This window comes from Burkholderia sp. A9 (assembly GCF_000801975.1).
The window spans coordinates 23,504-49,595 of the sequence record NZ_JSZN01000016.1; the positions used below are offsets into that span (position 1 = coordinate 23,504).

The following is a 26,092-nucleotide window of genomic DNA, read 5'->3' on the forward strand; positions in this document are numbered from 1 at the left end:
CGTGAGCCGGCGCCGGGCCGGCATTCGGGCGGAAGGCGATCGCGGACACTATACGCCCGGTCATGCGCCCTTGATCGCGGCGCGCATGAACGACACGAAACGCGTGGTCACGGGATCGTCGCGGCCGGACAGCCATGCGAGCCCGACGCGCCATTTCGCGTCCCTGCCGGCGAGCGGCAACACGGTCGCGTCGCGCAGCAGGTACTGCGCGTGCGACGGAATGAACGCAACGCCGCCCCCGGCCGCGACCGACGTGAGCACCGATTGTACGTCCTCCGCCTGCTGCGTGACCTGCGGCACGAAGTGCCGCTCGACGCACCACCGGTCGATCTGCGCGGCGAGCCCGGGGCCGCGTGCGCGCTGCAGCGCGATGAAGCCGATCTCGTTGAGCACGTCGAGATCGGCCGGCACGCGCTTGAAGCCGAGGTGCGGCGGCACCGCGAGCGCGAGCGCCTCGTCGATCACCTTGAACGACGACAACCCTTCATCCGACGGCAAACGCAGGAACCCGGCGTCGAGCTTGCCGGCACGCAGCCGACGGGTTTGCTCGGACGACGACAGGTCGCTCAGCGTGACCGCGACACCCGGATTGCGGCGCCGGAACTCCGCGACGAGTTTCGGCACGAGCGTCAGCACGGACAGGCAGATGCCGAGCCGCAGATGGCCGCGTTGCCCGCTGGTCGCCTCCCGTGCACGCGCGAGGATTTCGTCGGCATCGCGCACGAGCGCCTGCGCGTCGGGCAGGAAGCGTTCACCGAACGGGGTCAGCTCCGCACCATGCCTGCCGCGTTCGAACAGCTTGCCGCCGAGGCTCGCCTCGAGCGCGCCGATCTGCTTGCTCAGCGCCGGCTGGCTCATGTGCAGCGTGTCGGCCGCGCGGCTGAAATGGCTGAGCTCGGTGACCGTCAGGAAGGTGCGCAGCAGTTTCAATTCCATTCTTTAAAGGAATCATGTCGATCGAAACATTCATTTTACTGATCGAACGGCGTGACGTTCAATACGGGCATGCCCTTCGCGGAATTCACTGTCATGCCTGTTGATCAAGCGGCCGAGTGCTTGGCTGATACATCGTGCGATGCCGTCGCCGCGGCCGATGCACGCGCAACGAAGCGTCGTGCTGGACGCAGCGACGGACGCAGCCGCCGTTTTCGCTTCGGCGATGCGATTGAAGACGCGCCGGAACGCACCGTGACGGGTTCGATCGCGATCAGCTTTGCGATCGTGTCGCGGCGGAACTGGCCGCGCTGAACCACGCCACCTGCTGCGGTGTGCCCCCGTCGAACATTCATCGTCATCGGTTTGTAGCGTCGTACCGCCATCTCCAGCGTTGCGCGGCAACGACGACATTCGGCCACGTGCATCGCGATCCCCTCAAGGTTCTCTTCTTGATGGATGCTGATCTGCTCGTCGGTCGACACGAACGGTGAATTCGGGCGCCGTCCTGCGCGCGACCGGTAGTCACAAGCGAAGCGGTGCTTCGCCTTCAATCCGCGAAAGGTCGAATCCCGGCAAACCGGTCCATGTTTTCCGACTGCGTCGCGCAAAGCGCGACTACGGCGCAGCACCGCATGTAATTCGTCATGTTGGGACATGTACGACAAAGATATGCGGCCGCCAGTACGAAATTTAAATAGCCGTTTCGGGTGCGCCGGTCGTGGATTTGGAATTCCCCGAGTCGATCGACGGTTTTTTCGTCAAGCGGTTATCATGGCAACGTCAGACGTTAGCGTGCCCGACACCATTCAGCGCAACCGAAACAGTCGGCGAATATATCGGTTCGCCGCCTTGCAGGTTCATCACTTCACGCAATGGATCAACTGCTTCCGCACTACGAACGAGAACTTGCGCTACTGCGCCGATCGATTGGAACCTTTGCGACACGCTATCCCAAAATTGCCGTTCGCCTGGGGATTTCCGGCGACCATTCCGAAGATCCCCATATCGAACGGATGTTGCAGTCGTTCGCGCTCCTCGCCGCGGATATAGGCAATCGGCTCGACGACAACTATCCTGAATTTGCCGAAGCGCTCCTCGGCATGCTGTATCCCCAGTATCTTCGAGCGCTTCCGGCATGCGCAGTTGCCCAGTTCGATGTCTCGGACATGTTCGAAAAGCTCACTGAGCCATCAGTCATTGCCCGCCACACGGAACTTGCAAGCAAGGTAGAAGACTGCCGTTTCCGCACCGTATATGACGTAGCGCTGGCGCCTGTGCGCATTTCGGCAGCGCGCTACGCATCGGCTACGGCTGTGCCCGCCGACGTCGTGCTGCCTCCCGGTACGACCGGCCTGCTCTCCATCACCTTCGAGGTAGCGCGGCCCGACTTTCGCCTCGAAGCCGTCCCCAGCCCGTTGCGCATCCATGTCAATGGCACCCGCGAAGTCGTCGGTACGGTAATGGACACGATGACGATGCGCACAACAGCGGCCTTCGTCGAAAACATCGAATGTCGCTGGTCAACGGCCCACACCGCCGCTCACCGCCGTAGGCTTCGATGGCGCCGAGAAACTGATCGACGAAGATCACGGGCCGCCGGCCCTGCGGCTACTGAGCGAATATTTTGCGTTTCCGAAGAAATTCGATTTCATTGACGTCGACCTCGCTGCGCTCGTGCATGCGGCAGGTTCCGGCCAGCAGCTCACATTGCATCTCGCCATTTGCGGCGTTCATCCGGATTCGTGGACGGCACAGCGACTGAAGAATCTGTCGGCGAACAATCTGAAGCTCTTTTGCACACCGATCGTCAACCTGTTCCGGCTTACGTCGCTGCCAGTCAAGCGAAATCCGATCACGGACACGTACCCCGTGCAATCCCAGAATACGGATGCCGCCGGCGTCGAAATCTGGTCCGTCGACGCGGTCCGCACCACCACGAGCCGATCCGGAGCGAACATCATTCATCCGTTCACGTCGCTCATGCACGGCAGTTCCGCCAAACCGGCCGGTCCCTATTGGGTTCTCAAGCAACACAACGTCGCCTCGCCATCGGGAAAGAAGGAAACCGCGCTGAGCCTGGTCGAACTCGACGGCCGACCGGCGAACGACACCGGGATCGAACAGATAACGGCGGATGTCTCCTGCTCGAATGGCAGTCTCCCTCGCGCGATGCGGGCCGGAGCCGAGGACGGCGATCTGGTGAACGAACAAGGAACGATGGTTTCACGCACCGTGATGCTGGACGCACCGACGGAAGTCGCACGATTGTCGAAGGAAGGCGATGCGGCTTGGCGGCTCATCACACAGTTCGCCCCACACTCGATCGAATTGACCCGTACCGGGCTCGTGGAACTAAAGCGCCTGTTCCGCCAATTCGCTGCTCACTCTGCGGGATACGCGAACCTGCTCGACGGACTGACGAATCTGAGCCATCGCGTCAAGCGGCTCTGGCTTCCGGGAGAGCCGATGCCGAGCTTCGTGCGAGGTCTCGAAGTGACGTTGACTGTCGACAAGCAAGCGTTTGCCGCCGTCAGTCTCAGCACATTCATCGTCGTGATGGATCACTTCTTCGCCGCGCATGCGCCAGTGACGAGTTTTGTCCAACTTGTCGTGATGTCGGCCAACACAGGCGCGGAAATTCGACGTTGCACGCCGCGGCCAGGCACAATCATGCTCGCCTGACTGCCTGCCCCGAAGCCTCGATCAAGTCGCGCCGCAATTCGTCCAGGTCACGTAAGGCTCGAAATCGGGTGACAGCCACAGGTCGCCCGGTGACCGTGCCGGGCAATCGGAACACCGTTATCTGTCATCGATTCGTCGCCCTCCTCGATCAAATTCGGTTTGACGTCTGGGTGTTGGGGGCAGGATACCTCGTCGCCCTTGCGAGCAACGAAACGGCCATCGAAACGCATCGTCGACGAACCTGTGATCACCTTGCCACCGTGGTCGGTGTCGTCACCGATGCGGATGAGATTCATCATCGTCGATTGCCTTACGGGCGGTAGCGAAAGTAGTGAATGCCATATTCGAGGTCTCGAGTCTCCGGCTTCATCTGCTTCGACGAACGCACGAGATTGATCCTACGTGCATCGCTCCAGCCGTAGCACGAGAAAATGACTTCAGCCAATTTAGCAAAGTGCCTCATCTTCATGTAAGCACGGTGAAATAGTATCCAGAAGATCATTAGAGCGGCGGCGCCGGTTACGCCGAGGAATATTACAAGCGTCGTTCGCTCAACACCATCGGCGTCGCGGAATAGTAGAATGCACAACAACCCGAAAATAGGGACAAATAGACTCAGCATGATCTTCATCAGCCATCGATAAAGTGCTGACCTCCCTCTCGCTGCGTGCGGATACACTGCCACCACATCATCACTGATCCGTCGGACGGAGTAGGCAAAGTATCGATCCCGTGGCCTCAGCTCAGCAACAATTTCGACCTCATCACCCTCTTTCATCGGCATTTTCCAGAGCCATCCCTCGACCAGCTTGCCGTCCAGCTCAAACTCCACCCAGTCCGCCTCTTCTTCAGAGTCTGCTGAAGACTGAATCAACCCGATTGCAAATGCACCCATGCCCGCCAACGCCGCACCGGCCGCCGTCGCTTGTATGTAGGCGTGCTGTGCTTCATTCAAGACGAAGTCCTGCTGGCGACGCCGGCACTTCAGCTTGCTGATCGTGCCTCGCAGCACCTGGACCGCATATTCTCGCTCAGAACTCATGCCATCTCCGCCGTCCGCACCTCAAGGCCGATAGCGGAAGTAGTGAATGCCATAGTCGAGATCTCGCTTCTCCGGCTTCATCTGTTTCGACGAGCGCACAAGATTGATCCCGCGCACATCGCTCCAGCCATAGCACGAGAAAATGACTTCAGCCAGCCTAGCAAAGCGTTTCATCTTCAGATAGTCACGGTGAAATAATATCCAAAAAACAAGTAACGAAAAAATCCATGCGGCGGCCATTACTAAGATATGCGTATTTAAATCAACTCCCGCGTGATCGCGGGACATCAGGACCGTTACAATGCCACTGCAAAACACCCACGTAGTCAACATGATCGTCATCAGCCATCGATAGAGTGCTGACCTACCTTTTGTCGCGTGCGGATAAACCGCGACAACATCATCATTGACCCTTCGGATCGAGTAGGCGAAGTAGCGATCACGCGGCCTCGGTTCGGCTACGATCTCCACCTCGTCACCCTCTTTCATTGGCATCTTCCAGAGCCATCCCTCGATCTGCTTGCCGTCGAGTTCAAACTCCACCCAGTCCGCCTCTTCTTCGGAGTTCGCTGAAGACTGAATCAACCCGATTACATATGCACCCATGCCAGCCAACGCCGCACCGGCCGCCGTCGCTTGTATGTAGGCGTGCTGTGCTTCACTTAAGACGAAGTCTTGCTGGCGACGCCAGCACTTCAGCTTGCTGATCCTGCCTCGCAGCACCTGAACTGCGTATTCACGCTCCGAACTCATGCTATCTCCGCCATCCACCCCTCAAGGCCGATAACGAAAGTAGTGAATGCCGTAGTCAAGATCCCGATTCTCCGGCCTCATCTGTTTCGACGAATGTATCAGGCTGATTTTACGTACATCCCTCCAGCCATAACACGAAAAAATGACTTCGGCCAATTTGGCAAAGCGCTTCATCTTCAGATAAGCGCGATAAAATAAGATCCAGAATATCAATAGAGAAAAGACACCTGCCCCGCCGAGGACTATCACGAGGGTCGTCCTGTCGATACCATCTGCATCACGTGACAGCATGAAGCACATTAGGGCGAAGATCGGTACAAAAAACCACAACATGATCTTCATCAGCCATCGATAAAGGGCCGTCCTTCCCCTCGTCGCATGCGGATACACCGCCACCGTATCGTCCCCGACTCTCCGGATTGAATACGCAAAGTACCGATCACGCGGCCTCGGTTCGGCTACGATCTCCACCTCGTCACCCTCTTTCATCGGCATCTTCCAGAGCCATCCCTCGATCTGCTTGCCGTCGAGTTCAAATTCCACCCAGTCCGCTTCCTCCTCGGAATTCGCAGACGATTGGACCAATCCGATCGCGAATGCCCCCATGCCGGCCAACGCAGCACCTGCGGCCGTTGCCTGCATATAAGCATGCTCGGTTTCATTCAAGACAAAGTCCTGCTGGCGCCGTCGGGACTTCAACCTGCTGATCGTGCCTCGCAACACCTGAACTGGGTATTCGCGCTCCAAGCTCATGCCATCTCCGTCATTGCCTTATCGAAGGCTTTTTCCTGCTGTGCCATATCCGCGTATTTTTCGACACCGTGATCTTTCACACGGAGAATAGCCTCTTGCCCGGTGCCAAATGCACAGCGAGAACACCACGATTCCAACTCGTTCGGGGTCAGGACGTCGGCGAGTATTTGAAGTGCAAGCACCCCAATCGTCGCTTCCCATGTAATCAGCATGCTTACCACTCGGAGCGATGCAACCATTGCCACCCGCGATGCAACAGTCTCGACCGCCATGATGACAACTCTATTCCCTGAGCGGGCTGCCAACTTCTTGAATAACGGTGCAGCAGTACTGATGGCATCGATGACAAAGGCCGTACCGGCGGCGACCCCCAACATCGTTTTGGCGACCAAGACCCACATGACGTCATACTGACCACTCTTCAGCTTTTTTTGAGTTGCTCCATAGTCCAACCATGCTGCAGCAAATGCCCCAGCTCCCGACAAAAAGCCTCCCACCATCTTCCAACTCATCGTCCGAACAGCCTTCTTCAGCGCCCCGTAGTACGGAGTCATCGTAATCGTGATGATCGACGCACTGAGCGACGCGCCCGACTTGATCAGCTTAGCGTTGGTATCTTCATCCTTGGCCTCAGACAACAGATGCCAAAAATTCACCAACTCACACAGCGCAGCAATCACCGCGATGCGACCGAGACGAAGTTCCTTCATCGCGTTCGCGTCCTTGTCGGCCTTCAACTTTTCCCACACCTCATACAACTCGGTGGTCGGGTTTGGCCCCGCCTTCGTCGACGCCGTTAACACGGTTCGCGCCGTACGAAAGCGCTGCAAAATTTCGCTTCGACTCACTTTGTCATACAGGGCTTGCTTGCGGACGAGTGTCAGCGCGTCTTCGACAGGTATGCCCGCTCGCTGGAGAAACAGCGTCTGAACAATCTTCTCCCCGACAAAATCGCCCAACTTGTTGATTCGAAGTTTTTCGAAGACTCGATCGCCAATATTCATGAGCAGAACGTCACGCCCTTGCTCCTTGTACATTGCTCCCAAGTACGAAATCTTCGCCGGGTTTGTCTCGAGCGCCAATTTCGAATATTTCTTATAGTAGTCGGTCAGTTTGCCAATGTACTTCACCGCCGTTACGACATATTTGACACCATCGTCCTCCAGCGGCTTATCCTTGTGCTCCAACGCGCTGGCGAGCAGTTTCTCAAGCTCCTCGCGCCCAGCTGGATGGTTCATGGCAACCGCCCGCCACACTATGCTTTCCTTGTCCGTCGGCTTCCAGCGCCCGACCAGATCATCGAGAATCGTAAGCCCTTTGGGCGTTGACCCCAGCCCGTCGATTGCCATTGCAACCACAACCTCGAATTCGAAGCTGTCACTAAGATCGTCGCAGTAATAGTCCTCCAGCGTGTCCGAAAGAAGTTTCGCCCGCAACCATTTTCCGACATCGTTGCTGCGCGTTTCCTGCAATTGGAACACCGAGTCTTGCAATTTCTTGTATGGCTTGCGGAAGTCCTCGATCCGCTTGCGCTGAACCCGGGCTTCGTACCTAGACCATTCGGACTTCTGCATTCTGTCCAGATTGCGATCATGGAACCCGGGTTGCGCTTTCGCATACTCACGCGCTTCGTCCATGATCTCATCGCGGTACTTGCCAAGGTAGGGCGCGCTTGAACTCGCGCTGCCCGCGCGACTAAATCGGCCAATCTGGATAAGACGCGTCTGATAGCTCCCCGGGATGTTATTGGCAGCCATCCAGTCGAGATCATCATAATACGCATTGATCTCTTGGGCACGCGCAGCATCCGCGCCCGCCAGCGCTCTGGTGCGTTGCGCGGCCAAACCCGCGCGGGCTGTCGCCGAGCCGAGCGGTGTCATCGCATGCGCCTCTTTCGCCATGGCCTCCTGAGTGGCGAGGTTCTGTTTCGTACGCGAATCGACGATACGTTTGGCCGTGTCGATGTCGTTCAGGGCCATCACTTTCATGCCGAGCTCCTGCTGCGACCCATATCGGTCGAGCCAGGATACCGGGTCGTTTCGAAAGCCGTTCAGTTCGTGAACGTTGCCGACCGCATCCCACAAAGCGAACAACATTGGGGGATAGGTCGACGGAGCAGCCCCGCCACCGCCGGCATCCTTTTTCCCAACGTGGCCCATCATTTTCACAAGCGACTGGCTCGCCGATGCTGGCGATGCCTGCCGAATGTTCAAAGGATAACGCGACACCTCACGGGCAAGCAGATCTTCTCGATAGCTACCATCGTCTGCAGTAAAGCGCTGCTTGCCATCAAACAGGCCCATCTGTTTTGCATCCAGGCCCGGCATGTACTCGAGTACATCGTTAACTGACGACTCCGTTGCAACGACCGCATGGCCTGTCCCATCCTTTCCGGTAGCGATCCATTTTGACGGCTCGATCCATTGCATGCGTTGTTCACGCAAGTCTACGTAAACCTCGTATTTATCGAAAGTTCGTGGATGCCATGCAAGTTGCGAGAACGCGATATAGACCTTGCCCGTACACAGTTCGGGTTGCTCGATCGCGATGACATCCATCGGTACGGCGATGGCACACTGCGCACAGTGTGGATGGGTCGTCGGAACCGACGGCAGCGGTCGCGACTGCTTCCATAACCTACCGTCTTCAGTCACCTTGTATGCCTCCCAGTAATTGGTACCACGTGCACCTACCGGGTAGAAGAGATAGAGCCAACCGTCGCGCAAAGTCCGGAGGCCATACTGATGCTCGGTGAGGCTGACGTTCGTCACACGGTCGCCGACGATGCCGGCTGGCATCTTGGCCTTTACCGTTTTGGGCAGGACGGTGTACCGCACCGGCAAGATCGGCAGCCCCGTTTTCTCACAGTTGGCACATTTCTGGTTATTTGCTGCCATACGCTCTCTTCGTATCGAATTCAGGCAATTTTGCCAACACCAATCAACGGAACGACGAAGCGCTCAATCGCTCGTACCAGGCACCGTCTCGAATTTCCGCGACATCTTCTTCTGTCAATACACCAACGGCTGCCGTATAAAACTTATCTGGCGCTCTTGCGCCCAAAAGCTGCAGCACTTTCGGATGTAGATCGAACTGCGGATGCCATGTCAGCGCATTCTCAACGAATGCCACGCGATCGTCCCGGTCAAAGAGTCCATAGTGCTCCGCACGCTCGGCGGCAGCGACTGCCGCAGCAACTTCGGATGATTCCGGTTGACGTTCAACCTTCATGGCATACAACGCAAGCGCTCTATTGATCAATCCGTGACGGTGAATCTGCTGCCATTGCTCCGTCGTCAACGAAAGATCGGCACGTGACCCTGCCGACACACTGTACGTGCGAGGTTGGGCGCCCGCGTCGAGCGCATGCCAGACCTTTACCGGCCCCAACAGCGCCTGCTGTTGCTCTTCGGAAAGCACTGGCCAGATCAAACTGAGTGCTCGCGTATCATAGAAGCGCAGCACAGACGGCAGCCCGTCTTCGTTGTACTGTAGAACGTGGCGGCCCCAATGCTCGGCGACCGCATCCAACGATGCCTCACTGGCGAGCCATCCACCGACACGCTGCCCCAGTCCTTCGGCCATTGACATCGGGCGACGATCCTCGAAGGCAATCTTCACACTCTCCGCCAAAACTCCAGCCCCTTCGGGGGTAGCAAGGTCCAAGTCGACAAGATATGGCCGGTGACTGTCGGGAAACGCGTCGTGCCTGATCTCCACGATCGCACGCGTCAATTCCCGGAACCGCTCGGCTTCCTCGTCGTCATTTGTGAAATCCCGCTGGCTCGGATCGACGACGAGATAGCAGTGCATCTCCGGCTGCTTGCTGAAATATGTGCGCAAGCTGCTGACAGCCGCAGCTATCGCCGCGGCCTCCCGGGATTCGTCGACACCTGGCGCGTCTGAGTTGTCCATATCCATTACTCCAGCACAACGCTCGATGCGCTATCTGCGGACGCCGAAGCCGTCTTCCAGGCACACCCCTTCGGCACGCTGACAATCGGCGAAGGTAGACGCATCGACGATGCGTCCGGCTTATCCCACGACGCACACTTTTCCAGAATCTGGCCACTGGTGCCGTTCTCGATCAGGTCAGGCGTGATCTTGATATACGAACCGCCTGCACCGATCCAGATTTCTTTTTCTGCCGAGATAACAACTTTCCCATTCGAACTGGCAATCGTCACGTCATTGAGCGCCGAGAGTTTCATTTCGTCGCTTTTCGCCTGGATCTCGACCTTTCCCTTCGCTGCAAACAGCTTGATTCCAGCGTTCTGCGCGAACAGACTGATCTTCTCCATCACGCTTGCGATCAGCGATTTGCCCGCCGCCACGTGCACGCTCTTGCCACTGACGATATTGACCTGCTGGTTCGCCGTGACCTGCGCCGACTCCTGTGTCGACAGCCCCACACCCGCAGGACTCGCCATCAGCATGATCGGCGTCGAAAAGCCATTCGCATTGCCCGTGCCGCCGCCGCCCGTACGACCGCCGCTGCCAGCGCCGCCGCTCACGCTATAGTGCGTCGCGTCGGTAAATTTCTTGAGCGCGTCCTGCCCTTCTTGCAGGCTCTCCGCCTGATTCGCCGAACTCGCCTGCGACGTCAAATCAACAACGGTTTCCGCGCTGGCTAACTGCTCGGAAGCAGCCGTCACGTTCAACGGCTGGTTCGTCGCTGTCGGGTGGGTAGATACGAACAAGCCCTGCCCCGCCCGAATGGCACCGTAGGCGTCCGATTTGAGATCGAAACCACTGCCGAGGAACGCACCGCGCGTATTGTCCGTCTGCTGGATCAGGTATCCGAGGTGCAAGTGAGACTGATAACTGCTCGAGTAAAGGTGAACCCGATTCTGCTGCGTCGAGTCGTCCATTACGAGCTGGTTGTAGCCGGTGCCGCCATACTCGCGCGAGCGTTGACCGGACAGCAAGCCGTTCGTATGCCATACCGGCTGCGTAGCACCCCCGTACATCCTCGCGATAATGACAGGCCTGTCACAGTCGCCTTCCATGAAACCGACGACCACTTCGTCGCCCCTGCGTAACGGCTGAATCCCGCCACGATTCGAGCCTGCATCAAGGAAGGTCGGACGCACCCAGCACGACGCACGTTCATCCTGACCGTTGCGGCGATTCCAGTGGAACCACACCTTCACGCGGTTCAGCGAATCCGTATAAACCTCTTCGCCGCCGGGCCCAGCGACGATCGCGTTCTGCAACTGCATGACCGGCTTCTTGTGCTCGAACGGGCTGCGGAACGGCACGTTGCGGGGCTGCGCTTCAACCGTCACCTGAAAGAAACCTTCGCCACCATCCGCGTGGCTCACCGTCGCACCCACCTTCGCTTCCGCGATTTCCGCAGCCAGGCCGTCGGGAAAATCCCCCACCTCATCCAGACCAGGCAGATTATTGCGAATCAGCCAGTCCACCCCGAGCAACACGAATTCACGATCCGGCTGGCTTCCGGCGTCATGGACCGGATGGCCCTGCAATTCGAAGCGCCGCCCGGGCATCGCGCAGCGCAAGCCGCCCACTCCGTGGAAGCGCTTCATTCGCGACTTCCTCTCCTCCAGTCGGATCTGCGCGAGGCGCTCGCCCTGCTCACGGTCCGACCACATGTATGCGCCCGGGTAGTCGTAGACCTCGCCATCCGTCGGCAACTCGCTCTGCGTATCGGTGACGCCTTGAACCTGCCGCGGAAGATCAGGTCGCTTGTAGTCGAACGAGCGCGATGTCAGTTGAGCACTTTCGATCTGAAGCTGCTCCTTCCACTGCACGAATCCGTCCATTTCACCACTGAACCCCGTGTGACTGAACTCGACAATGGACTGTCTCAGTTGCGGGACGAAATAGACGTCGTCCGTCAGGACCATCATGTGCGACCGGCCGTTGTCCGCCTGCTCGAAGTACGGAAACACGCCTACTTCTTCAAGGCTGCGGTGGACGAAGTTCAGGTCATATTCCCACTGCACTCGATTCGAATAAGACGGCAGCGGCTTGTGAAGATCGTAGCGGAACGCGCCGCGCGCTTGAGGATGCTCGTTGAAGACGTCGGTCAGAATTTGCTCGCCGTTCTGCTCCTGCCAGTCGCGCATATCGCGACGCAGCCGCAAGAAATAGAGCCAGGACGAGAATACCAGCTTGTAATAGGTCAACGTCCCATCGAATCCCAACCGGCTGAATCTGTGAACGTAACCGTGGATCGGCATGTACGTGCCGTCGGTCTGTTGAATCCAAAGCGTGACGGGTTTGCCAAGCAGCGCGTTGAGTTCGATCTGACTGCCGCGCGGCGAAACCGCATCAACCACGAATTCATAATCGCGGCCCAGCTTGGCCGTTCCTTTTACGTAGAGCGGCAATAGCCAATCGACGCCAAGCGGCGTGTCGAGTTTGACTAGACGATTGTATTGCGCGTTGCCCAGACGCAACGTCTTATAAAGTGCGGTGTGGCCCATGCAGCTTGCCCTTGGTTTGGTATTCAGGTGGGTTTCTGCCGAGGGCCGATTATAAATGTCTTTCCGAACAACACGACAGTGCTGAGCGCCTACCCACTAATCTCAATAAATTTACCTCCCAAAAAAGTAACATTTATCAACACAATCCAATTAGGTAATTATTGCTATTCAGTGTAATCCATAACTTTGAGTCACATATCATTTCCGTGAGCATGGCCCGGATACGGCTGCTCTGCTGACAGCCAAGTAACAGCATGAATCCACGTGCATCACGCATCATTGCGCGCTCATCCATCGTCATCGCCACGCGATCGACCTTATAATTTCCCGCACCCGCTGACCGCCCACGCATTTCGCGCCGCCGCAACGCGCGTGAAAAGGAGACTTTCGCTTGACCGGCCTCATCGCGCGCCTGCCTCGTGCCCGGACCACCCTGCTCATCGCCCTCTCGTTCCTGACACTTGCGTTCGCAACGAACGCGTCGGCGCAGCCGCATCGCACGGCGGCGCCCCATGCGCATGCGAAAGTCGTCAAGAAGCAACCCGCCCACCGCAAGCACAAGGCCGTCAAGCACCGCCGCCCGCGCGTGACGCATCATGCGGTCAAGCGCCACGCGGCGCCCGCACCGCAGCACCGGCGCGCGAAACGCACTAACGCGGTTCGCCCGCGCCCCGCCGCGCAGCCGCGCCTGCTCGCGAGCTGCGGCTACAGCCCGCGCGCGGTGAGCTCGCTACATTCGCGCGCGGCCTACGTGCTCGACGTCGACTCCGGTACGCCGCTGCTGGCCCGCAACGCACGCACGGTGCGGCCGATCGCGTCGATCTCGAAGCTGATGACCGCCGTCGTCGAACGCGACGCGGACCGGCCGATGAACGGCGTGCTACGCGTCACCTCTCGCGATCGCGACACGATCAAGTTCACCGGTTCGCGGCTGCCGATCGGCGCCGAACTGTCGCGCCGCCAGATGTTCCATATCGCGCTGATGTCGTCGGAAAATCGCGCGGCCGCCGCGCTGAGCCGCGACTATCCGGGCGGCCGTGCCGCGTTCGTGAAGGCGATGAACCGCGAGGCGCGCCGGCTCGGGATGCGCCATACGCATTTCCGCGAGCCGACCGGCCTGTCGCCGCACAACGTGTCGACCGCCGAGGATCTCGCGCGGCTCGTCGGCGCGGCCGCGCAGGATCCGCTGATCCGCTATTTCTCGACGGACACGTCGACCACCGTGCAGGCGGGCGACGGCGAGCTGCTGTATGTGAACTCCGATCCGCTCGTGCGTAACGGCCGCCTGCCGATCCGGCTGCAGAAAACCGGCTTCATCAACGAATCGGGGCACGGCGTCGTGATGCGCATGCGCGTGAAGGGCCGCCGCGAAACGGTCGTGCTGCTCGGCGCGCCGACCCGCGCCGGCGTGTCGAGCGATGCGCTGAAGATCCATCGCTGGCTGACCTGCTCGATCCAGTAAACGCGACGCGCGCGGCCGGCACATTCATCCACGAAGGAGCGATGCCATGCAGGACGAATACCGTTTCAACGCGTTCGGACGCCTGCTCGCCGTCGTGCGCTCAAACGGCCGCTGGGCGGTGTTCGATCTCGGCACTGAAGGCAAGCGGCGGCCGGCCAACCTGCACGTTCCGTCCGCGCTCGCCGCGGACGAACTCGCGCAATATCTCGGCGACCTGCTGCACGAAAATGCGTCGCCGAAGTACAACGACGTCGTGCCGGTTCCGTTGCCGCGCCGAACGTAGCGTCCGGCCGCACACCGCCCACAGTCCGACAATCGGCGGTTGCCGAGCCTCCGCCCACTGTTCCTCTCCCCGGCCTCGCCGACGCATCGTGCGTCAGTGCGCGGTGCGTCTTACGTCTTACGTCTTACGTCGTACGTCGTGCGCCGCGCATCGCGAACGCCCGCCAAACTAGACAGTTAAACTTGCAAGTTTAACTGTCGTGTTATATGATCCGCCGCATGACTCCGCCACGCACACCCCGCATTTCCGCCGACACCGTCGCCGCCGATCTGACACTCGCAGTCGGCCAGCTGATTCGACGGCTGCGCGCCGAGATCGAGTCCGAAGGGCTCGGCATGTCGCAGACGAGTGCGCTCGCGCGGCTCGAACGACAGGGCCCCATGACGACCGCCGATCTCGCGCGCGCCGAGGCGATGAAGCCGCAGTCGATGAAGGCGATTCTCGCGAGTCTCGAAGAAGACGGGCTCGTCGAACGCGAGCCGCATCCGACCGACGGCCGCCAGATCCTGTTCCTGCTGACCGCGGCCGGCCTGGCGGCACGGCGCAAGCGCGACACCGCGAAGCACAAGTGGCTCGGCGCCGCGATCGAGAAGCTCGACGCCGAAGACATACGCACACTCGCCGCCGCGATTCCGCTGATCCGGCGCATCGGCGAGCAGTGACCCCGCGCGCGTGCCGCGCGGCATCCGTGCGGCGCGTGCCCCTTCTCCCCATGCACGGAGCATCCGCATCATGAGCACAACCCGTCTCGACACGCATACGGCACTCGTCGTCATCGACCTGCAAAAGGGCATCGTCGCGCTGCCCACCGCCCACCCGGTCGCACCGGTGATCGAGCGCACGCGCGAACTGCTCGACGCCTTCCGCAGCCGCGGCCTGCCGGTCGTGCTCGTCAACGTCGCCGGCGGCGCGCCGGGCCGCACGCAGCAGCAGGTGCGTCTGGATGCACTGCCGGCCGACTGGGCCGACCTCCTGCCCGAACTGAACCGCCAGCCGGGCGACCACGCCGTGACGAAGAAAACCTGGGGCGCGTTCACGGGCACCGATCTCGACGCGCACCTGAAGGCGGCCAGCGTCACGCAGATCGTGCTGGCCGGCATCGCGACCAGCATCGGTGTCGAATCGACAGCCCGCCAGGCGCACGAACTCGGCTACAACGTGACGCTCGCGGTCGATGCGATGACCGACCTCAACGCGGACGCGCACACGAACAGCGTCGATCGGCTGTTCCCGCGGCTCGGCGAAACGGGCTCGACGCAGGAGATCCTCGCGCTGCTCGACCGGCGCGGCGCGTGAGCGACAACCTCGCGCAGCCGGCACCGGGCCGCGCCGCCGGCCAGCTCGATCCGTCGATCTGGAAAGTCAGCGCGGTCGCGACGCTCGGCTCGCTGCTGTCGCAGCTCGACGCAACCATCGTCAACGTTTCGCTGTCGAGCCTCGCGGCCGACCTGCACGCGAGCCTGTCGACGATCCAGTGGGTGACGAGCGGCTACCTGCTCGCGCTCACGCTGGTGTTGCCGCTGAACGGCTGGCTGGTCGACCGGATCGGCGCGAAAGCGCTGTACCTGTGGTGTTTCTCCGCGTTCACGCTGACCTCGGCGCTGTGCGGGCTCGCATGGTCCGCGCCGTCGCTGATCGCGTTCCGTGTGCTGCAAGGCGTCAGCGGCGGGCTGCTCGCGCCGATGGCGCAGATGATGATCGCGCGCGTCGCCGGCCAGCAGATGGCGCGCGTGATCGGTTACGCGGCGGTGCCCGTGTTGATCGCGCCGATCCTGGGCCCGATCGTCGCCGGTGCGATCCTGCAGCACGCGTCGTGGCGCTGGCTGTTTCTCGTGAACCTGCCGGTCGGCGCGCTGGCGCTTGCGCTGGCCGTGTGGCTCCTGCCCGGCGATCGCGAGAAAACGCAGCGGCGCGAACTCGACTGGGGCGGCCTCGCGCTGCTGTCGCCGGCCCTCGTGCTGTTCCTGTATGGCGCGGAGCGGATCAACGCGGTACCGGGTCTCGCCGCGATCGCGGGTTCGGTGCTGCTGCTCGCTGCGTTCCTGCGCGTCGAGCAACGCAAAGGCGAGCACGCGCTGATCGACCTCGCGCTGTTTCGCTCGCGCGTATTCGGCGCGGCCGCGGCCACGCAGTTTCTGTCGAATGGCGCTATCTACGCGGGCCAGATGCTGATTCCGGTGTTCCTGATCGATGCGTGCAGCCGCTCGCCCGGCGAAATGGGCTGGCTGCTGGCGCCGCTCGGGCTCGGCATGCTCGTCACTTATCCGTCGATGGGCGCGCTGACGAGCCGGTTCGGCGTGCGTCGACTGGCTGCCGCGGGCGCGCTGCTCGCGCTCCTCGCAACGCTGCCGTTCGTGTATCTCGCGCTGGCCGGCTACGATCCTTACGTGCTGGTGCCCGCACTGTTTCTGCGCGGGATGGGCCAGAGCGCGATCGGTGCGCCGTCGATTTCCGCCGCGTATGCGTCGGTCGAGCGGCGCAACCTGCCGATGGCGACGACGTCGCTCAATATCGTCCAGCGCCTCGGCGGCCCGACGTTCACGACGATGTGCACGCTGTTTCTCGCGTGGCGGCTGCAGGTCGAATCCGGGTCGACGGGCGGCACGCACGGCGCCGCCTACGCGTGGGCATTCGGCCTGCTGTGCGCGCTGCATGCGGCGAGCTTCGTGACGACGCTGCGGCTGCCGCGGTGGTCGAGCGGCGCGGGCGGACGGCCGACCGGGTCCGCTCGGGCCGGTTCGCGCTGAACCGCGGGGCTGCGCCACGCGCGCAGCCTCGCTACTGCAACCACATCGGCACGATCGACGCCGCGAGCAAGACGCCCAACCCCGCATTCACGCACCGCCACTGCCGCTCGGTACGCAGCACGCGCGCGAACAGCAGCCCCGCACAACACCAGAGCGACAGCGACGCCATCGCCGCCACGCCGAACGCCAGCCCGAGCAACGCGCCGAGCCGCACGGGGCCGGACGCGAGCGCGGCAAACGACGCGGCCGCGCCGAGCGTCATCGCCCAGCCCTTCGGGTTGTGCCACAGCATCCATACGCCGCTGGCGAACCCTTGCGGACGCTGCCCGGCGGCATCGACGCCGGGCTTGCCGCCGCGCGCGATCCGCGTGGCCAGCCACAACAGGTACAGCGAGCCGAGCACCTTCATCCCGAGCTGCAGCGCGGGCAGCGCAAGCAACACGCTGCCGAGCCCGGCCGCGGCGGCCGCCGCCATCGATGCCAGGCCAGCCGCGATGCCCGCCATCATCGGCAACGAACGCCGATAGCCGAAATGCGCGCCCGACGCCGTTGCGAGCGTCGTCGCACCGCCCGGCGTCACCGTCGACACGATCACGAACAGCATCAGCGGCAAGTAGTCTCGAAGCGGCACGCGGGGGCTCCTGGTTGGTGTCGTCGAAGCCCCGTTTTACCCGCGATCCAGGCATTACAACAGCGAAAGATTTTTATGCCTGTCATTAGCATCCATAATGCGACTCATGACACGCAATCTCGACATCGCCCTGCTTCGCGCGTTCGTCACCGTCGCCGATCACGGCAGCATGACGGCCGCGAGCCATGCGCTGCACCTGACCCAAGGCGCGATCAGCCAGCAGGTCGCGCGGCTCGAAACGCTGTCCGGCCCGCTGTTCGTGCGCGAGCATCGCAACCTGCTGCTCACGGCGGACGGCGAGCGGCTGCTCGGGCAGGCGCGCCGGCTGCTGGCCGCGCACGATGCGCTGCTGACCGACATGACGGCCGGTGCGATGGAGGGATCGGTGCGCGTCGGCGCACCGCAGGATCTCGTCGGCAGCTGTCTCGCGCCGATCCTGAAGGGCTATGCGCAGGCGCATCCGCAAGTCGCGCTGTCGCTCGTGTGCGCGGCGTCGCCGGAACTGCGCCGGGCGCTCAGGCAGGGCGACATCGACGTTGCGTTGATCGAGGCGCCGGTCGGATCATCGCGCGGCGAATGCATCGCCGTCGACCGTCTGGTCTGGGTCGGTGCGAAAGGCGGCGCCGCGCACCGGCACTCGCCGCTGCCCGTGTCGATGGTCGCGCAGACCTGCGCGTTCCGCCCGATCGTGCTCGACGCGCTGCGCGCGTGCGATCGTGCGTGGCGCACCGTGTTCGAGAACGGCAGTATCGACGCGACCGCCGCGACCGTACGCTCCGATCTCGCGGTGACCGTCTGGCTCGCGTCCACCGTGCCGGCCGACCTCGACATCCTGCCCGCCGACAGCGGCTTGCCCGCGCTGCCGAACTTCACGATCAACCTTCATCTGCCGCGCGGCCAGCACGCGCCAGCCGCCGTGGAGCTGGCCCGTCACCTGCGCAACGGCTTCGCGCGCCTGCGCGCTGCCGCCTAGCCGCCTAGCCGCCTAGCCGCTTCCCGCCTTCCCGCCTTCCCGCCTTCCCGCTTCCCGCTTCCCGCTTCCCGCCTTCTCGCCTTCTCGCCTTCTCGCCTTCTCGCCTTCTCGCCTTCTCGCCTTACCGCCTTACCGCCTTCTCGCCTTCTCGCCTTCCCGCTACACGACTCCCGGCTCCTGCTGCGCCGGCGTCACGCCCGCCGCTTCCAGCGCCTGGTGCAGCGTCGGGAAGATGCACGACGCGCCGACGATCTCCGTGATCCGGTGGCGCTCCATGTCCGCGCGCAGGTAGCGGTTGACTCGCCCGAACAGCACGCCGATTCGGCGCGCGTGCAGCATCTTGACGAGATCGGTGATCGTGCGCGCGGCCGAATAGTCGAGATCGGTGATCGCTCCCGCGTCGACGATGAACCAGCTCAGCGGCACCGGCGACGCATCGACGAGCTCGGTCACTTCGGCGGCGAACAGATGATCGTTCGCGAAGAACAGGTCGGAGCCGAACCGGTACACGATCAGCCCCGGCGCCGTCATCGCGCCGGGCCGCGCGGGCACCGGCTGCCACCGCCCGCTGCCGTCGGCGGCTTCGAGCACCATCGTATGCGGCTGGTAACTGTGGCGCACGTGCCGCATCAGCGACAACGCGACCGCGAGCAGGATGCCGTGCTCGACGCCCACCGTCACGACGGCGGCGGCGGTGACGAGCGCAAGCGTGAATTCGCCGGGGCTTTCCTTGCGGATCGCCGCGAGGCTGCGCACGTTGATCAGCCCGAGCGCGATCGTCAACACGATCCCGGCCAGCACCGCATGCGGCAGGTACTGCAGATATGAACTCAGGAACAGCAGCACCACCGCGACCACCGCGGCGAACGCCAGGTGCCCGATCTGGCTGCGCACGCCCGCGCCGTCGGCCATCGCGGTCTGCGTCGGACTGCCGTTGACGACGAACGCGCCGCCCACCGCCGCCGCCGCGTTGGCGGCCGCGAGGCCGAGGATGTCGGCGTTGGTGTCGACATCCTCGTCGTACTGCTGCGCGAACACGCGGGCAGCCGCCGCGCTCTGCGCGATGATCATCACGAAACACGATGCGGCGACCGGCACGAGATCGAGGAACTGCTGCCACGTGACGGACGGCCAGCGCAGCGGCGGCAAGCCGCCCGCGACCGGCCCGAGCACCGCGATGCCGTGCGCGGCGAAGCCGAACGCCGCACTCGCGGCGATGCTGCCCGCGACCGCGATCATCGGCATCGGCACGCGCGGCAGGAAGCGCTTGCACGCGAGAATCGCGACGACGACGAGCGCCGCAAGCGCGAGCGTCGGCCGATGCGCGTGAACGGCATGCGTGACGACATAGTCGAGCTGGGCGACGCTGCGCGACGCCGGATACGGGACGGACAAGCCGAGCATGTCACCGAGCATCGCGATCGACACCTGCATGCCGACGCCGGCGAGAAAGCCGACCAGCACCGTGCGCGACAGGAAATCGGCGAGAAAGCCGAGCTTGAAGATGCGCGCGAGCAGCAGCATCGCGGCGGTCAGCAGCGCGACCATGCCGGCCAGCGCGACATACTCGGCGCTGCCGGCCGGCGCCATCGACGACAGGCGGCTCGCGAAGATCGTCGCGGTTGCGGAGTCGGCGGCGACCACGAGATGGCGCGACGCGCCGAAGCACGCGAACGCGATGAGCGGCAGGAACACCGTATAGAGGCCCGTCACGGCCGGCATGCCGGCGATGCGTGCATAGCCGAGCACCTGCGGGATATCCATCGACGCGAGCGAGATGCCCGCGAACACATCGCGGATCGCCGTCGCGCGACGAATCGGCAGAATGCCCTTCAGCAGCCATACGCGTGACGGCCGGGTTTCGTTGGAATCTTGCATGCGTGAAATGCGTGAATGACGTGGCAACGGGGTTCGCGAAGTCGTTCGCGCATCGTGCCCCGAGCGGGCATCGCATGGCAAGTACACAGTGTATTGCGCGACGTGAACACGAGGACACACGGAAAATCCGCGCAATGGTGAGCATGTTCGGGAACCTAAAGACATGAATGTTCGGCACCCGCCAGGAACCCGATGGCACAATCACGGTCCCTTACATGCGCCCTTCACCGGGCGCGCGCCGCGCCGCGGCGCCGATTCAATGCACGAGAAGGACCCTGGCTGCCCCTATGACCCTGAACGAATCCTGGTTTGCGCCGCTCGTCGGCATCCTCATCCTGCTCGCCGCCGCCGGCGCGATCACGGCCGCCGTCCATTTCCTGCTGTTCCGCGTGGTCGCGCGCCTCGCGCGGCTGTCGGCCACCCGCATCGACGACGCGCTGTTCGAGTTCGGCGCATTCAAGTGGCTGAACCGCATCGTCCCGTTCGTCGTGGTCAAGCTCGGGCTCGGCGCGGTGCCCGGCATCCCGACCGCGGCCACCCAGGCCGCCGACAAGGTGCTGTTCGCGCTGATCGTATTCCTGGTGTCGATGACGATCAGCACGACGTTGTCCGCGCTCGAACACTCGCATCGCACGAGCCAGCGCGACCAGCCGCGCCTGTCGCTGAAAGGCGCGATGCAGCTCGTCAAGCTCGTGATGTTCATCACGGCCGCGCTCGTCGTGATCGGCGATGCGACCGGCAAGCAGATCGGCCTGCTGCTGTCCGGCATCGGCGCGATGTCCGCGGTGCTGATGCTGATCTTCAAGGACACGCTGCTCGGCCTCGTCGCAGGCGTGCAGCTGTCGTCGAACGACATGCTGCGGATCGGCGACTGGATCACGATGCCGTCGGCCGGCGCGGACGGCACGGTCATCGACATCACGCTGAACACGGTCAAGGTCGCGAACTTCGATCACACGATCATCACGGTGCCGACGTGGAAGCTGATCACCGAGAGCTACCAGAACTGGCGCGGCATGACCGAAGCCGGCGGGCGCCGCATCAAGCGCGCGCTGTTCGTCGACGCGACGAGCGTGCGCTTTCTCGGCAACGACGAAATCGAACGGCTCGAACGCCTGACGCTGTTGAAGGACTACCTGGAAGACAAGGTCGACGCGATCGCGCAATGGAACGGTACGCTCGGCTCGGCCGGCGACTGCCCGGCAAACCGCCGCCAGCTGACGAATCTCGGCACGTTCCGCGCGTATGTCGCGAACTACCTGAAGGGGCATCCGCGGATTCGCCGCGACATGATCTGCATGGCGCGCCAGCTGCCGCTGACGGCCGAAGGCATTCCGCTCGAACTGTACTGCTTCACCGACACGACGAGCTGGGTCGACTACGAGACGATCCAGGCCGACCTGTTCGATCACCTGATCGCGGTGCTACCGGAGTTCGGATTGCGCGTGTACCAGCACCCGTCGGGCTTCGACATGCGCCGGATGGCCGGCGCAGTGCAAGCCGAACTGCAGGCGCCGCACGCGCGGTAATGGTCACCGCGGCGGCCTGCAACGGGCCGCCGCCGGCAACCGCGCAGCGCGGCGCCCCCCTCACCGCCCCGCGCACTCCGACGCGAGCCGCCCCAGCACCTTCAGCGCGTCCTCGATCTGCCGCGACCACGGATAGCTGTAGTTGAGCCGGATGAAATGCCGGTAATCGGCGGTCGCCGAGAACATGTGGCCGGGCCCGACCGTGATCCCTTGCGCCAGCGCGAGCGCATACAGCTTCATCGCATCGACCTGCGGCGGCAGCTCGACCCACAGCACATACCCGCCCTGCGGCTGCGACAGCCGCGTGCCGTCCGGGAAGAAGCGCCGCACCATCGCGCTCATCAGGCTCGCCTGCTGCGCATACTGCTTGCGCATCCGCCGCAGGTGGAAATCGTAGCCGTCGTACTTCAGGTATTCGGCGATCGCGAGCTGCTCGATCGCCGGCGTCGCGAGCGTGTTCAGGAATTTCAGCTTCTCGACCTGGTCGCGATAGCGGCCCGGCATCGCCCAGCCGATCCGGTAGCGCGGCGACAGGCTCTTCGTGAACGATGCGCAATGCAGCACGAGCCCCTCGCGGTCGTACGACTTCAGCGCGCTCGGCGCCGTGTCGCCGAAATGCAGCTCGTGATAGACGTCACTCTCGATCGCCGGCACGCCGTGCTTCGCCAGCAGCTCGACGAGCGCGCGCTTGCGCGCATCGGGCATCTGGAAGCCGAGCGGATTCTGGAAATTGGGCATTACCATGCACGCGGCGATGCGCTCGCGCTCGAGGATCCGTGCGAGCGCGTCGAGATCGATGCCGTCGCCCGGATGCGTCGCCACCTCCAGCGCGCGCATGCCCATCCGCTCGATCGCATGCAGCATCGCGTAGAACGTCGGCGACTCGACCGCGATCGTGTCACCAGGCTTGGCGACGGCCTGCAGGCACAGGTTGATCGCCTCGGTCGCGCCGATCGTCATCACGATCTCGCCCGGCTCGACCGCGATCCCGCGCTCCGCGTAGCGCCGCGCGATCTGGCGGATCAGCTCCTGGTTGCCCGGCGGCAGGTCGTCGATCACGCCCCAGCGCGTGCGCCGCCGCCCGATCGCCTGCGCGTAGCGCGCGAGACGCTGCACCGGAAACTGCGATGCATCGGGATACGGCGAGCCGAGCGGCACCGCGTCGTCGCGCGCGATCGAGCGCAGCGTCGACAGCACGAGCCGGCTCACGTCCACCGCCGACGGCTCGGCCGCCGGCGCGGACGTATGCAATTCCGCCGCGGCCGGCGCCGCCGTGCGCGCCCGCACGAAATAGCCCGACTGCGGCCGGCTCTCGATCAGGCCGCGGCTTTCCAGCACGAGGTACGCGCGCAGCACGGTCGTGACGCTGAGCTGCTGCTGCCGGCTCGCCTGCCGCACCGACGGAATCCGCTCGCCGGGCCGGTACACGCCGCGCTCGATCTGGGTCTGCAGCTCGTCGGCCAGTTGTTCGTAACGCTTCACGCGCCTCCCTTTCAACTTCCCTTCAACAACACAGTTGCGGTCCGCACTGCCTGAATGGCCGAAACTGTACTCTTTTTTGAAGCGAGCAGGTGTACACACAGCGCCCGGGGTGCCGCGCGTACGCTTCACCCATCGCCCCTGACACCCGCATCATGAAAAAGAAATCCGCCGCCGCGCGCATCGAACCGTACACCCACCCGGCCGCCGGCTGGGGGGCGCTGAAGGCCGTCACGATCAACCTGATCAAGGAAAAGGTCGCCGGCGGCAACTACCGCACGCTGCTGCGCCAGAACCAGCCGGACGGCTTCGACTGCCCGGGCTGCGCGTGGCCCGACCGCCAGCACGCGTCGACGTTCGAATTCTGCGAAAACGGCGTAAAGGCCGTGGCAGCCGAAGCGACGAGCAAGCGCGTGACGCCCGAATTCTTCGCCGCGCACACGGTCACCGAACTGCTCGAACAGACGGATTTCGAACTCGAACAGCACGGCCGCCTGACCGACCCGATGGCGTACGACGCGCAAACCGACCGCTACGTGCCGATCGCGTGGGACGACGCGTTCGAGCTGATCGCGCGCCACCTGCGCGCGCTGCCGGACCCGAACCAGGCCGCGTTCTACACGTCCGGCCGCGCGAGCAACGAAGCGGCGTTCCTGTACCAGCTGCTGGTGCGGCTGTACGGCACGAACAACTTCCCCGACTGCTCGAACATGTGCCACGAGGCGACGAGCCGCGGGCTGCCGGGATCGGTCGGCGTCGGCAAGGGCACCGTCACGCTCGACGACTTCGAGCATGCCGACACGCTGCTGATCTTCGGCCAGAACCCGGCGACCAACCATCCGCGGATGATGGGCGAACTGCGCGAATGCGCGAAGCGCGGCGCGACGATCGTGTCGATCAACCCGCTGAAGGAACGCGGGCTGGAGCGCTTCGCCGATCCGCAAAGCCCGCTCGAGATGCTGACGATGTCGGGCACCAAGATCGCGTCGACCTTCATCCAGCCGACGATCGGCGGCGATTTCGCGCTGATCAAGGGGATGGCGAAGCGCGTGCTCGAACTCGACGATGCCGCGCGCGCCGCCGGCGCGCCGCGCGTGCTCGACACCGCGTTCATCGGCGAGCACACGGCCGGTTTCGACGCGTTCGCCGACGATCTGCGCAACGAAAGCTGGTCCGCGCTGACGGCCGAAAGCGGCGTGCCGTACGAGCAGATCGACGGCCTCGCGCAGCTCTATGCGCGCAGCGAGCGGGTGATCGCGACCTGGGGGATGGGCATCACGCAGCACAAGCATTCGGTCGCGACCGTGCAGATGCTGACGAACCTGATGCTGATGCGCGGCAACATCGGCCGCCCCGGCGCGGGCCTGTGCCCGGTGCGCGGCCACTCGAACGTGCAGGGCAACCGCACGGTCGGCATCGAGGAAAAGCCGTCGCAGGCGTTCCTCGACCGGCTCGGCCACGTGTTCGACTTCGAGCCGCCGCGCCACCACGGCTACGACGTCGTCGAGACGATCGAGGGCATGCTCGAAGGCCACGTGAAGGTGCTGATCGGCCTCGGCGGCAACTTCGCGATGGCGACGCCCGACACGCCGCGCACGTGGGAAGGCATGCGCCGCTGCGACCTGTCGGTTCACATCACGACGAAGCTGAACCGCAGCCACCTGATCCACGGCCGCGACGCGCTGATCCTGCCGACGCTCGGCCGCACCGAGATCGACCTGCAGGACAACGTCGCGCAAGGCGTGACGGTCGAGGATTCGATGAGCATGGTTCACGTGTCGTACGGGATGAACAAGCCTGCATCGCCGAACCTGATGTCGGAGCCCGCGATCGTCGCGCACATGGGTCATGCGCTGTTCGGCAGCGGCAAGATCGACTGGCTCGCGTACAAGGACGACTACGCGAAGATCCGCGACGCGATCGAGGCGACGCTCGACGGTTTCTACGACTACAACACGCGCATCGCGCGGCCGGGCGGCTTCCACCTGCGCGTCGCATCGCGCGACCGCGAATGGCTGACGCCGACGGCCAAGGCGAACTTCATCGCGCATGCACTGCCGACCGACACGCCGATCCAGCGTGCCCGCGCGCTGCACGGCGAGCGCCTGATGACGCTGATGACGACGCGCTCGCACGACCAGTACAACACGACCGTCTACGGGCTCGACGACCGCTATCGCGGCGTGTTCGGCCAGCGCCGCGTGGTGTTCGCGAACCGCGACGACCTCGCGATGCTCGGCCTGAAGGCCGGCGACTGGGTCGACATGGAAACCGTGTGGCACGACGGCATCGAGCGGCGCGCGGACGGCTTCCTGCTGGTCGAATACGACATCCCGCGCGGCTGCATCGGCGCGTACTACCCGGAAACGAACCCGCTGGTGCCGCTCGACAGCGTCGGCGACGTGTGCAACACGCCGACGTCGAAGTCGGTGCCCGTGCTGCTGCATCGCGCGGCCGCGCCGGCCGCGGCCGCCGCCTGACGGAGCGCCGCG

The 26,092-nt window shown here is 63.2% G+C and carries 22 protein-coding genes; 10 read left to right on the top strand and 12 right to left on the bottom strand.

The annotated features are described in order from the left end of the window. Positions 1 to 60: 60 nt before the first annotated feature. Positions 61 to 936, bottom strand: a complete 876-nt coding sequence (locus PI86_RS08125; RefSeq protein WP_039320780.1) for a LysR family transcriptional regulator — start codon at positions 934 to 936, stop codon at positions 61 to 63. Positions 937 to 1,040: 104 nt separating this feature from the next. After that, positions 1,041 to 1,418 (bottom strand): hypothetical protein, encoded by a 378-nt coding sequence (locus tag PI86_RS17935; RefSeq protein WP_161792359.1) that lies wholly within the window; start codon positions 1,416 to 1,418, stop codon positions 1,041 to 1,043. A gap of 390 nt (positions 1,419 to 1,808) precedes the next feature. Between PI86_RS17935 and PI86_RS17850 the strand changes: the two genes are divergently transcribed. After that, positions 1,809 to 2,591, top strand: coding sequence for a type VI secretion system baseplate subunit TssF (locus tag PI86_RS17850; protein ID WP_268745895.1), 783 nt, complete (start codon positions 1,809 to 1,811; stop codon positions 2,589 to 2,591). Further along, positions 2,512 to 3,618 carry a type VI secretion system baseplate subunit TssF gene (tssF, locus tag PI86_RS17855; RefSeq protein WP_268745899.1) on the top strand — a complete coding sequence of 369 codons (1,107 nt, stop codon included), beginning with the start codon at positions 2,512 to 2,514 and terminating at the stop codon, positions 3,616 to 3,618. The genes PI86_RS17850 and tssF overlap by 80 nt, the downstream gene beginning before the upstream one ends. A 47-nt stretch (positions 3,619 to 3,665) precedes the next feature. Here the strand turns inward: tssF and PI86_RS08140 are convergent, their stop codons facing one another. Genes PI86_RS08140 through PI86_RS08170 form a run of 7 tightly spaced genes read right to left on the bottom strand, consistent with a single transcriptional unit; the run spans position 3,666 to position 12,618 of the window. Next, entirely contained in the window at positions 3,666 to 3,917 is a 252-nt protein-coding gene (locus PI86_RS08140; protein WP_039320785.1) for a PAAR domain-containing protein, read from the bottom strand. 11 nt (positions 3,918 to 3,928) lie between these two features. After that, positions 3,929 to 4,660 carry a putative type VI secretion system effector gene (locus PI86_RS08145; protein WP_039320787.1) on the bottom strand — a complete coding sequence of 244 codons (732 nt, stop codon included), beginning with the start codon at positions 4,658 to 4,660 and terminating at the stop codon, positions 3,929 to 3,931. 21 nt (positions 4,661 to 4,681) lie between these two features. Then, on the bottom strand, positions 4,682 to 5,413 hold the full coding sequence (locus PI86_RS08150) for a putative type VI secretion system effector (RefSeq protein WP_039320790.1): 732 nt from the start codon (positions 5,411 to 5,413) through the stop codon (positions 4,682 to 4,684). 21 nt (positions 5,414 to 5,434) lie between these two features. After that, positions 5,435 to 6,166: a putative type VI secretion system effector gene (locus tag PI86_RS08155; protein WP_014899048.1), complete on the bottom strand. Its 732-nt coding sequence runs from the start codon at positions 6,164 to 6,166 to the stop codon at positions 5,435 to 5,437. Then, on the bottom strand, positions 6,163 to 9,063 hold the full coding sequence (locus tag PI86_RS08160) for a T6SS effector BTH_I2691 family protein (RefSeq protein WP_039320807.1): 2,901 nt from the start codon (positions 9,061 to 9,063) through the stop codon (positions 6,163 to 6,165). Before PI86_RS08160 ends, PI86_RS08155 begins: the two co-directional genes overlap by 4 nt. Before the next feature lie 43 nt (positions 9,064 to 9,106). After that, entirely contained in the window at positions 9,107 to 10,081 is a 975-nt protein-coding gene (locus PI86_RS08165; RefSeq protein WP_052319412.1) for a DUF4123 domain-containing protein, read from the bottom strand. Between the two features lie 5 nt (positions 10,082 to 10,086). Then, positions 10,087 to 12,618, bottom strand: a complete 2,532-nt coding sequence (locus PI86_RS08170; protein ID WP_039320813.1) for a type VI secretion system Vgr family protein — start codon at positions 12,616 to 12,618, stop codon at positions 10,087 to 10,089. Positions 12,619 to 13,009: 391 nt separating this feature from the next. Here PI86_RS08170 and PI86_RS08175 point away from each other — a divergent pair, with 391 nt between their 5' ends. From PI86_RS08175 to PI86_RS08195, 5 genes are all read left to right on the top strand, one after another. Further along, entirely contained in the window at positions 13,010 to 14,080 is a 1,071-nt protein-coding gene (locus PI86_RS08175) for a serine hydrolase (protein ID WP_039320815.1), read from the top strand. Between the two features lie 46 nt (positions 14,081 to 14,126). After that, the gene (locus PI86_RS08180; RefSeq protein WP_039320818.1) at positions 14,127 to 14,363 is read left to right on the top strand and encodes a DUF7661 family protein; all 237 of its coding nucleotides are present in this window, start codon (positions 14,127 to 14,129) and stop codon (positions 14,361 to 14,363) included. A gap of 206 nt (positions 14,364 to 14,569) precedes the next feature. Next, positions 14,570 to 15,025, top strand: coding sequence for a MarR family winged helix-turn-helix transcriptional regulator (locus PI86_RS08185; RefSeq protein ID WP_014899042.1), 456 nt, complete (start codon positions 14,570 to 14,572; stop codon positions 15,023 to 15,025). 70 nt (positions 15,026 to 15,095) lie between these two features. Beyond that, entirely contained in the window at positions 15,096 to 15,659 is a 564-nt protein-coding gene (locus PI86_RS08190) for an isochorismatase family protein (RefSeq protein WP_039320821.1), read from the top strand. Next, on the top strand, positions 15,656 to 17,110 hold the full coding sequence (locus PI86_RS08195; protein WP_039320823.1) for a DHA2 family efflux MFS transporter permease subunit: 1,455 nt from the start codon (positions 15,656 to 15,658) through the stop codon (positions 17,108 to 17,110). The genes PI86_RS08190 and PI86_RS08195 overlap by 4 nt, the downstream gene beginning before the upstream one ends. Positions 17,111 to 17,141: 31 nt before the next feature. Here the strand turns inward: PI86_RS08195 and PI86_RS08200 are convergent, their stop codons facing one another. After that, positions 17,142 to 17,741: a LysE family translocator gene (locus tag PI86_RS08200; protein ID WP_082012177.1), complete on the bottom strand. Its 600-nt coding sequence runs from the start codon at positions 17,739 to 17,741 to the stop codon at positions 17,142 to 17,144. Positions 17,742 to 17,838: 97 nt separating this feature from the next. Here PI86_RS08200 and PI86_RS08205 point away from each other — a divergent pair, with 97 nt between their 5' ends. Further along, positions 17,839 to 18,714: a LysR substrate-binding domain-containing protein gene (locus PI86_RS08205; protein ID WP_039320826.1), complete on the top strand. Its 876-nt coding sequence runs from the start codon at positions 17,839 to 17,841 to the stop codon at positions 18,712 to 18,714. Between the two features lie 159 nt (positions 18,715 to 18,873). Here PI86_RS08205 and PI86_RS08210 read toward each other — a convergent pair whose 3' ends face one another. Further along, positions 18,874 to 20,592, bottom strand: coding sequence for a SulP family inorganic anion transporter (locus tag PI86_RS08210; protein ID WP_039320828.1), 1,719 nt, complete (start codon positions 20,590 to 20,592; stop codon positions 18,874 to 18,876). Between the two features lie 287 nt (positions 20,593 to 20,879). On the opposite strand from PI86_RS08210, the gene PI86_RS08215 reads away from it, so the two are divergent. Beyond that, complete coding sequence (locus PI86_RS08215) at positions 20,880 to 22,121, top strand: mechanosensitive ion channel family protein (protein ID WP_039320842.1); 1,242 nt, start codon at positions 20,880 to 20,882, stop codon at positions 22,119 to 22,121. A 60-nt stretch (positions 22,122 to 22,181) separates the two neighbouring features. Here the strand turns inward: PI86_RS08215 and PI86_RS08220 are convergent, their stop codons facing one another. After that, entirely contained in the window at positions 22,182 to 23,603 is a 1,422-nt protein-coding gene (locus PI86_RS08220; RefSeq protein ID WP_039320844.1) for an aminotransferase-like domain-containing protein, read from the bottom strand. A 152-nt stretch (positions 23,604 to 23,755) separates the two neighbouring features. On the opposite strand from PI86_RS08220, the gene PI86_RS08225 reads away from it, so the two are divergent. Further along, a complete protein-coding gene (locus PI86_RS08225; protein ID WP_039320847.1) occupies positions 23,756 to 26,080 on the top strand; it encodes an FdhF/YdeP family oxidoreductase in 2,325 nt (774 codons plus the stop codon). Positions 26,081 to 26,092: the final 12 nt, after the last annotated feature.

Coding starts and splice junctions, on each gene's coding strand:
- PI86_RS08125 (WP_039320780.1), bottom strand. CDS start 936: ATGGAATTGAAACTGCTGCGCACCTTCCTGACGGTCACCGAGCTCAGC.
- PI86_RS17850 (WP_268745895.1), top strand. CDS start 1,809: ATGGATCAACTGCTTCCGCACTACGAACGAGAACTTGCGCTACTGCGC.
- PI86_RS08140 (WP_039320785.1), bottom strand. CDS start 3,917: ATGATGAATCTCATCCGCATCGGTGACGACACCGACCACGGTGGCAAG.
- PI86_RS08145 (WP_039320787.1), bottom strand. CDS start 4,660: ATGAGTTCTGAGCGAGAATATGCGGTCCAGGTGCTGCGAGGCACGATC.
- PI86_RS08150 (WP_039320790.1), bottom strand. CDS start 5,413: ATGAGTTCGGAGCGTGAATACGCAGTTCAGGTGCTGCGAGGCAGGATC.
- PI86_RS08155 (WP_014899048.1), bottom strand. CDS start 6,166: ATGAGCTTGGAGCGCGAATACCCAGTTCAGGTGTTGCGAGGCACGATC.
- PI86_RS08160 (WP_039320807.1), bottom strand. CDS start 9,063: ATGGCAGCAAATAACCAGAAATGTGCCAACTGTGAGAAAACGGGGCTG.
- PI86_RS08165 (WP_052319412.1), bottom strand. CDS start 10,081: ATGGACAACTCAGACGCGCCAGGTGTCGACGAATCCCGGGAGGCCGCG.
- PI86_RS08170 (WP_039320813.1), bottom strand. CDS start 12,618: ATGGGCCACACCGCACTTTATAAGACGTTGCGTCTGGGCAACGCGCAA.
- PI86_RS08180 (WP_039320818.1), top strand. CDS start 14,127: ATGCAGGACGAATACCGTTTCAACGCGTTCGGACGCCTGCTCGCCGTC.
- PI86_RS08185 (WP_014899042.1), top strand. CDS start 14,570: ATGATCCGCCGCATGACTCCGCCACGCACACCCCGCATTTCCGCCGAC.
- PI86_RS08190 (WP_039320821.1), top strand. CDS start 15,096: ATGAGCACAACCCGTCTCGACACGCATACGGCACTCGTCGTCATCGAC.
- PI86_RS08205 (WP_039320826.1), top strand. CDS start 17,839: ATGCGACTCATGACACGCAATCTCGACATCGCCCTGCTTCGCGCGTTC.
- PI86_RS08210 (WP_039320828.1), bottom strand. CDS start 20,592: ATGCAAGATTCCAACGAAACCCGGCCGTCACGCGTATGGCTGCTGAAG.
- PI86_RS08215 (WP_039320842.1), top strand. CDS start 20,880: ATGACCCTGAACGAATCCTGGTTTGCGCCGCTCGTCGGCATCCTCATC.
- PI86_RS08225 (WP_039320847.1), top strand. CDS start 23,756: ATGAAAAAGAAATCCGCCGCCGCGCGCATCGAACCGTACACCCACCCG.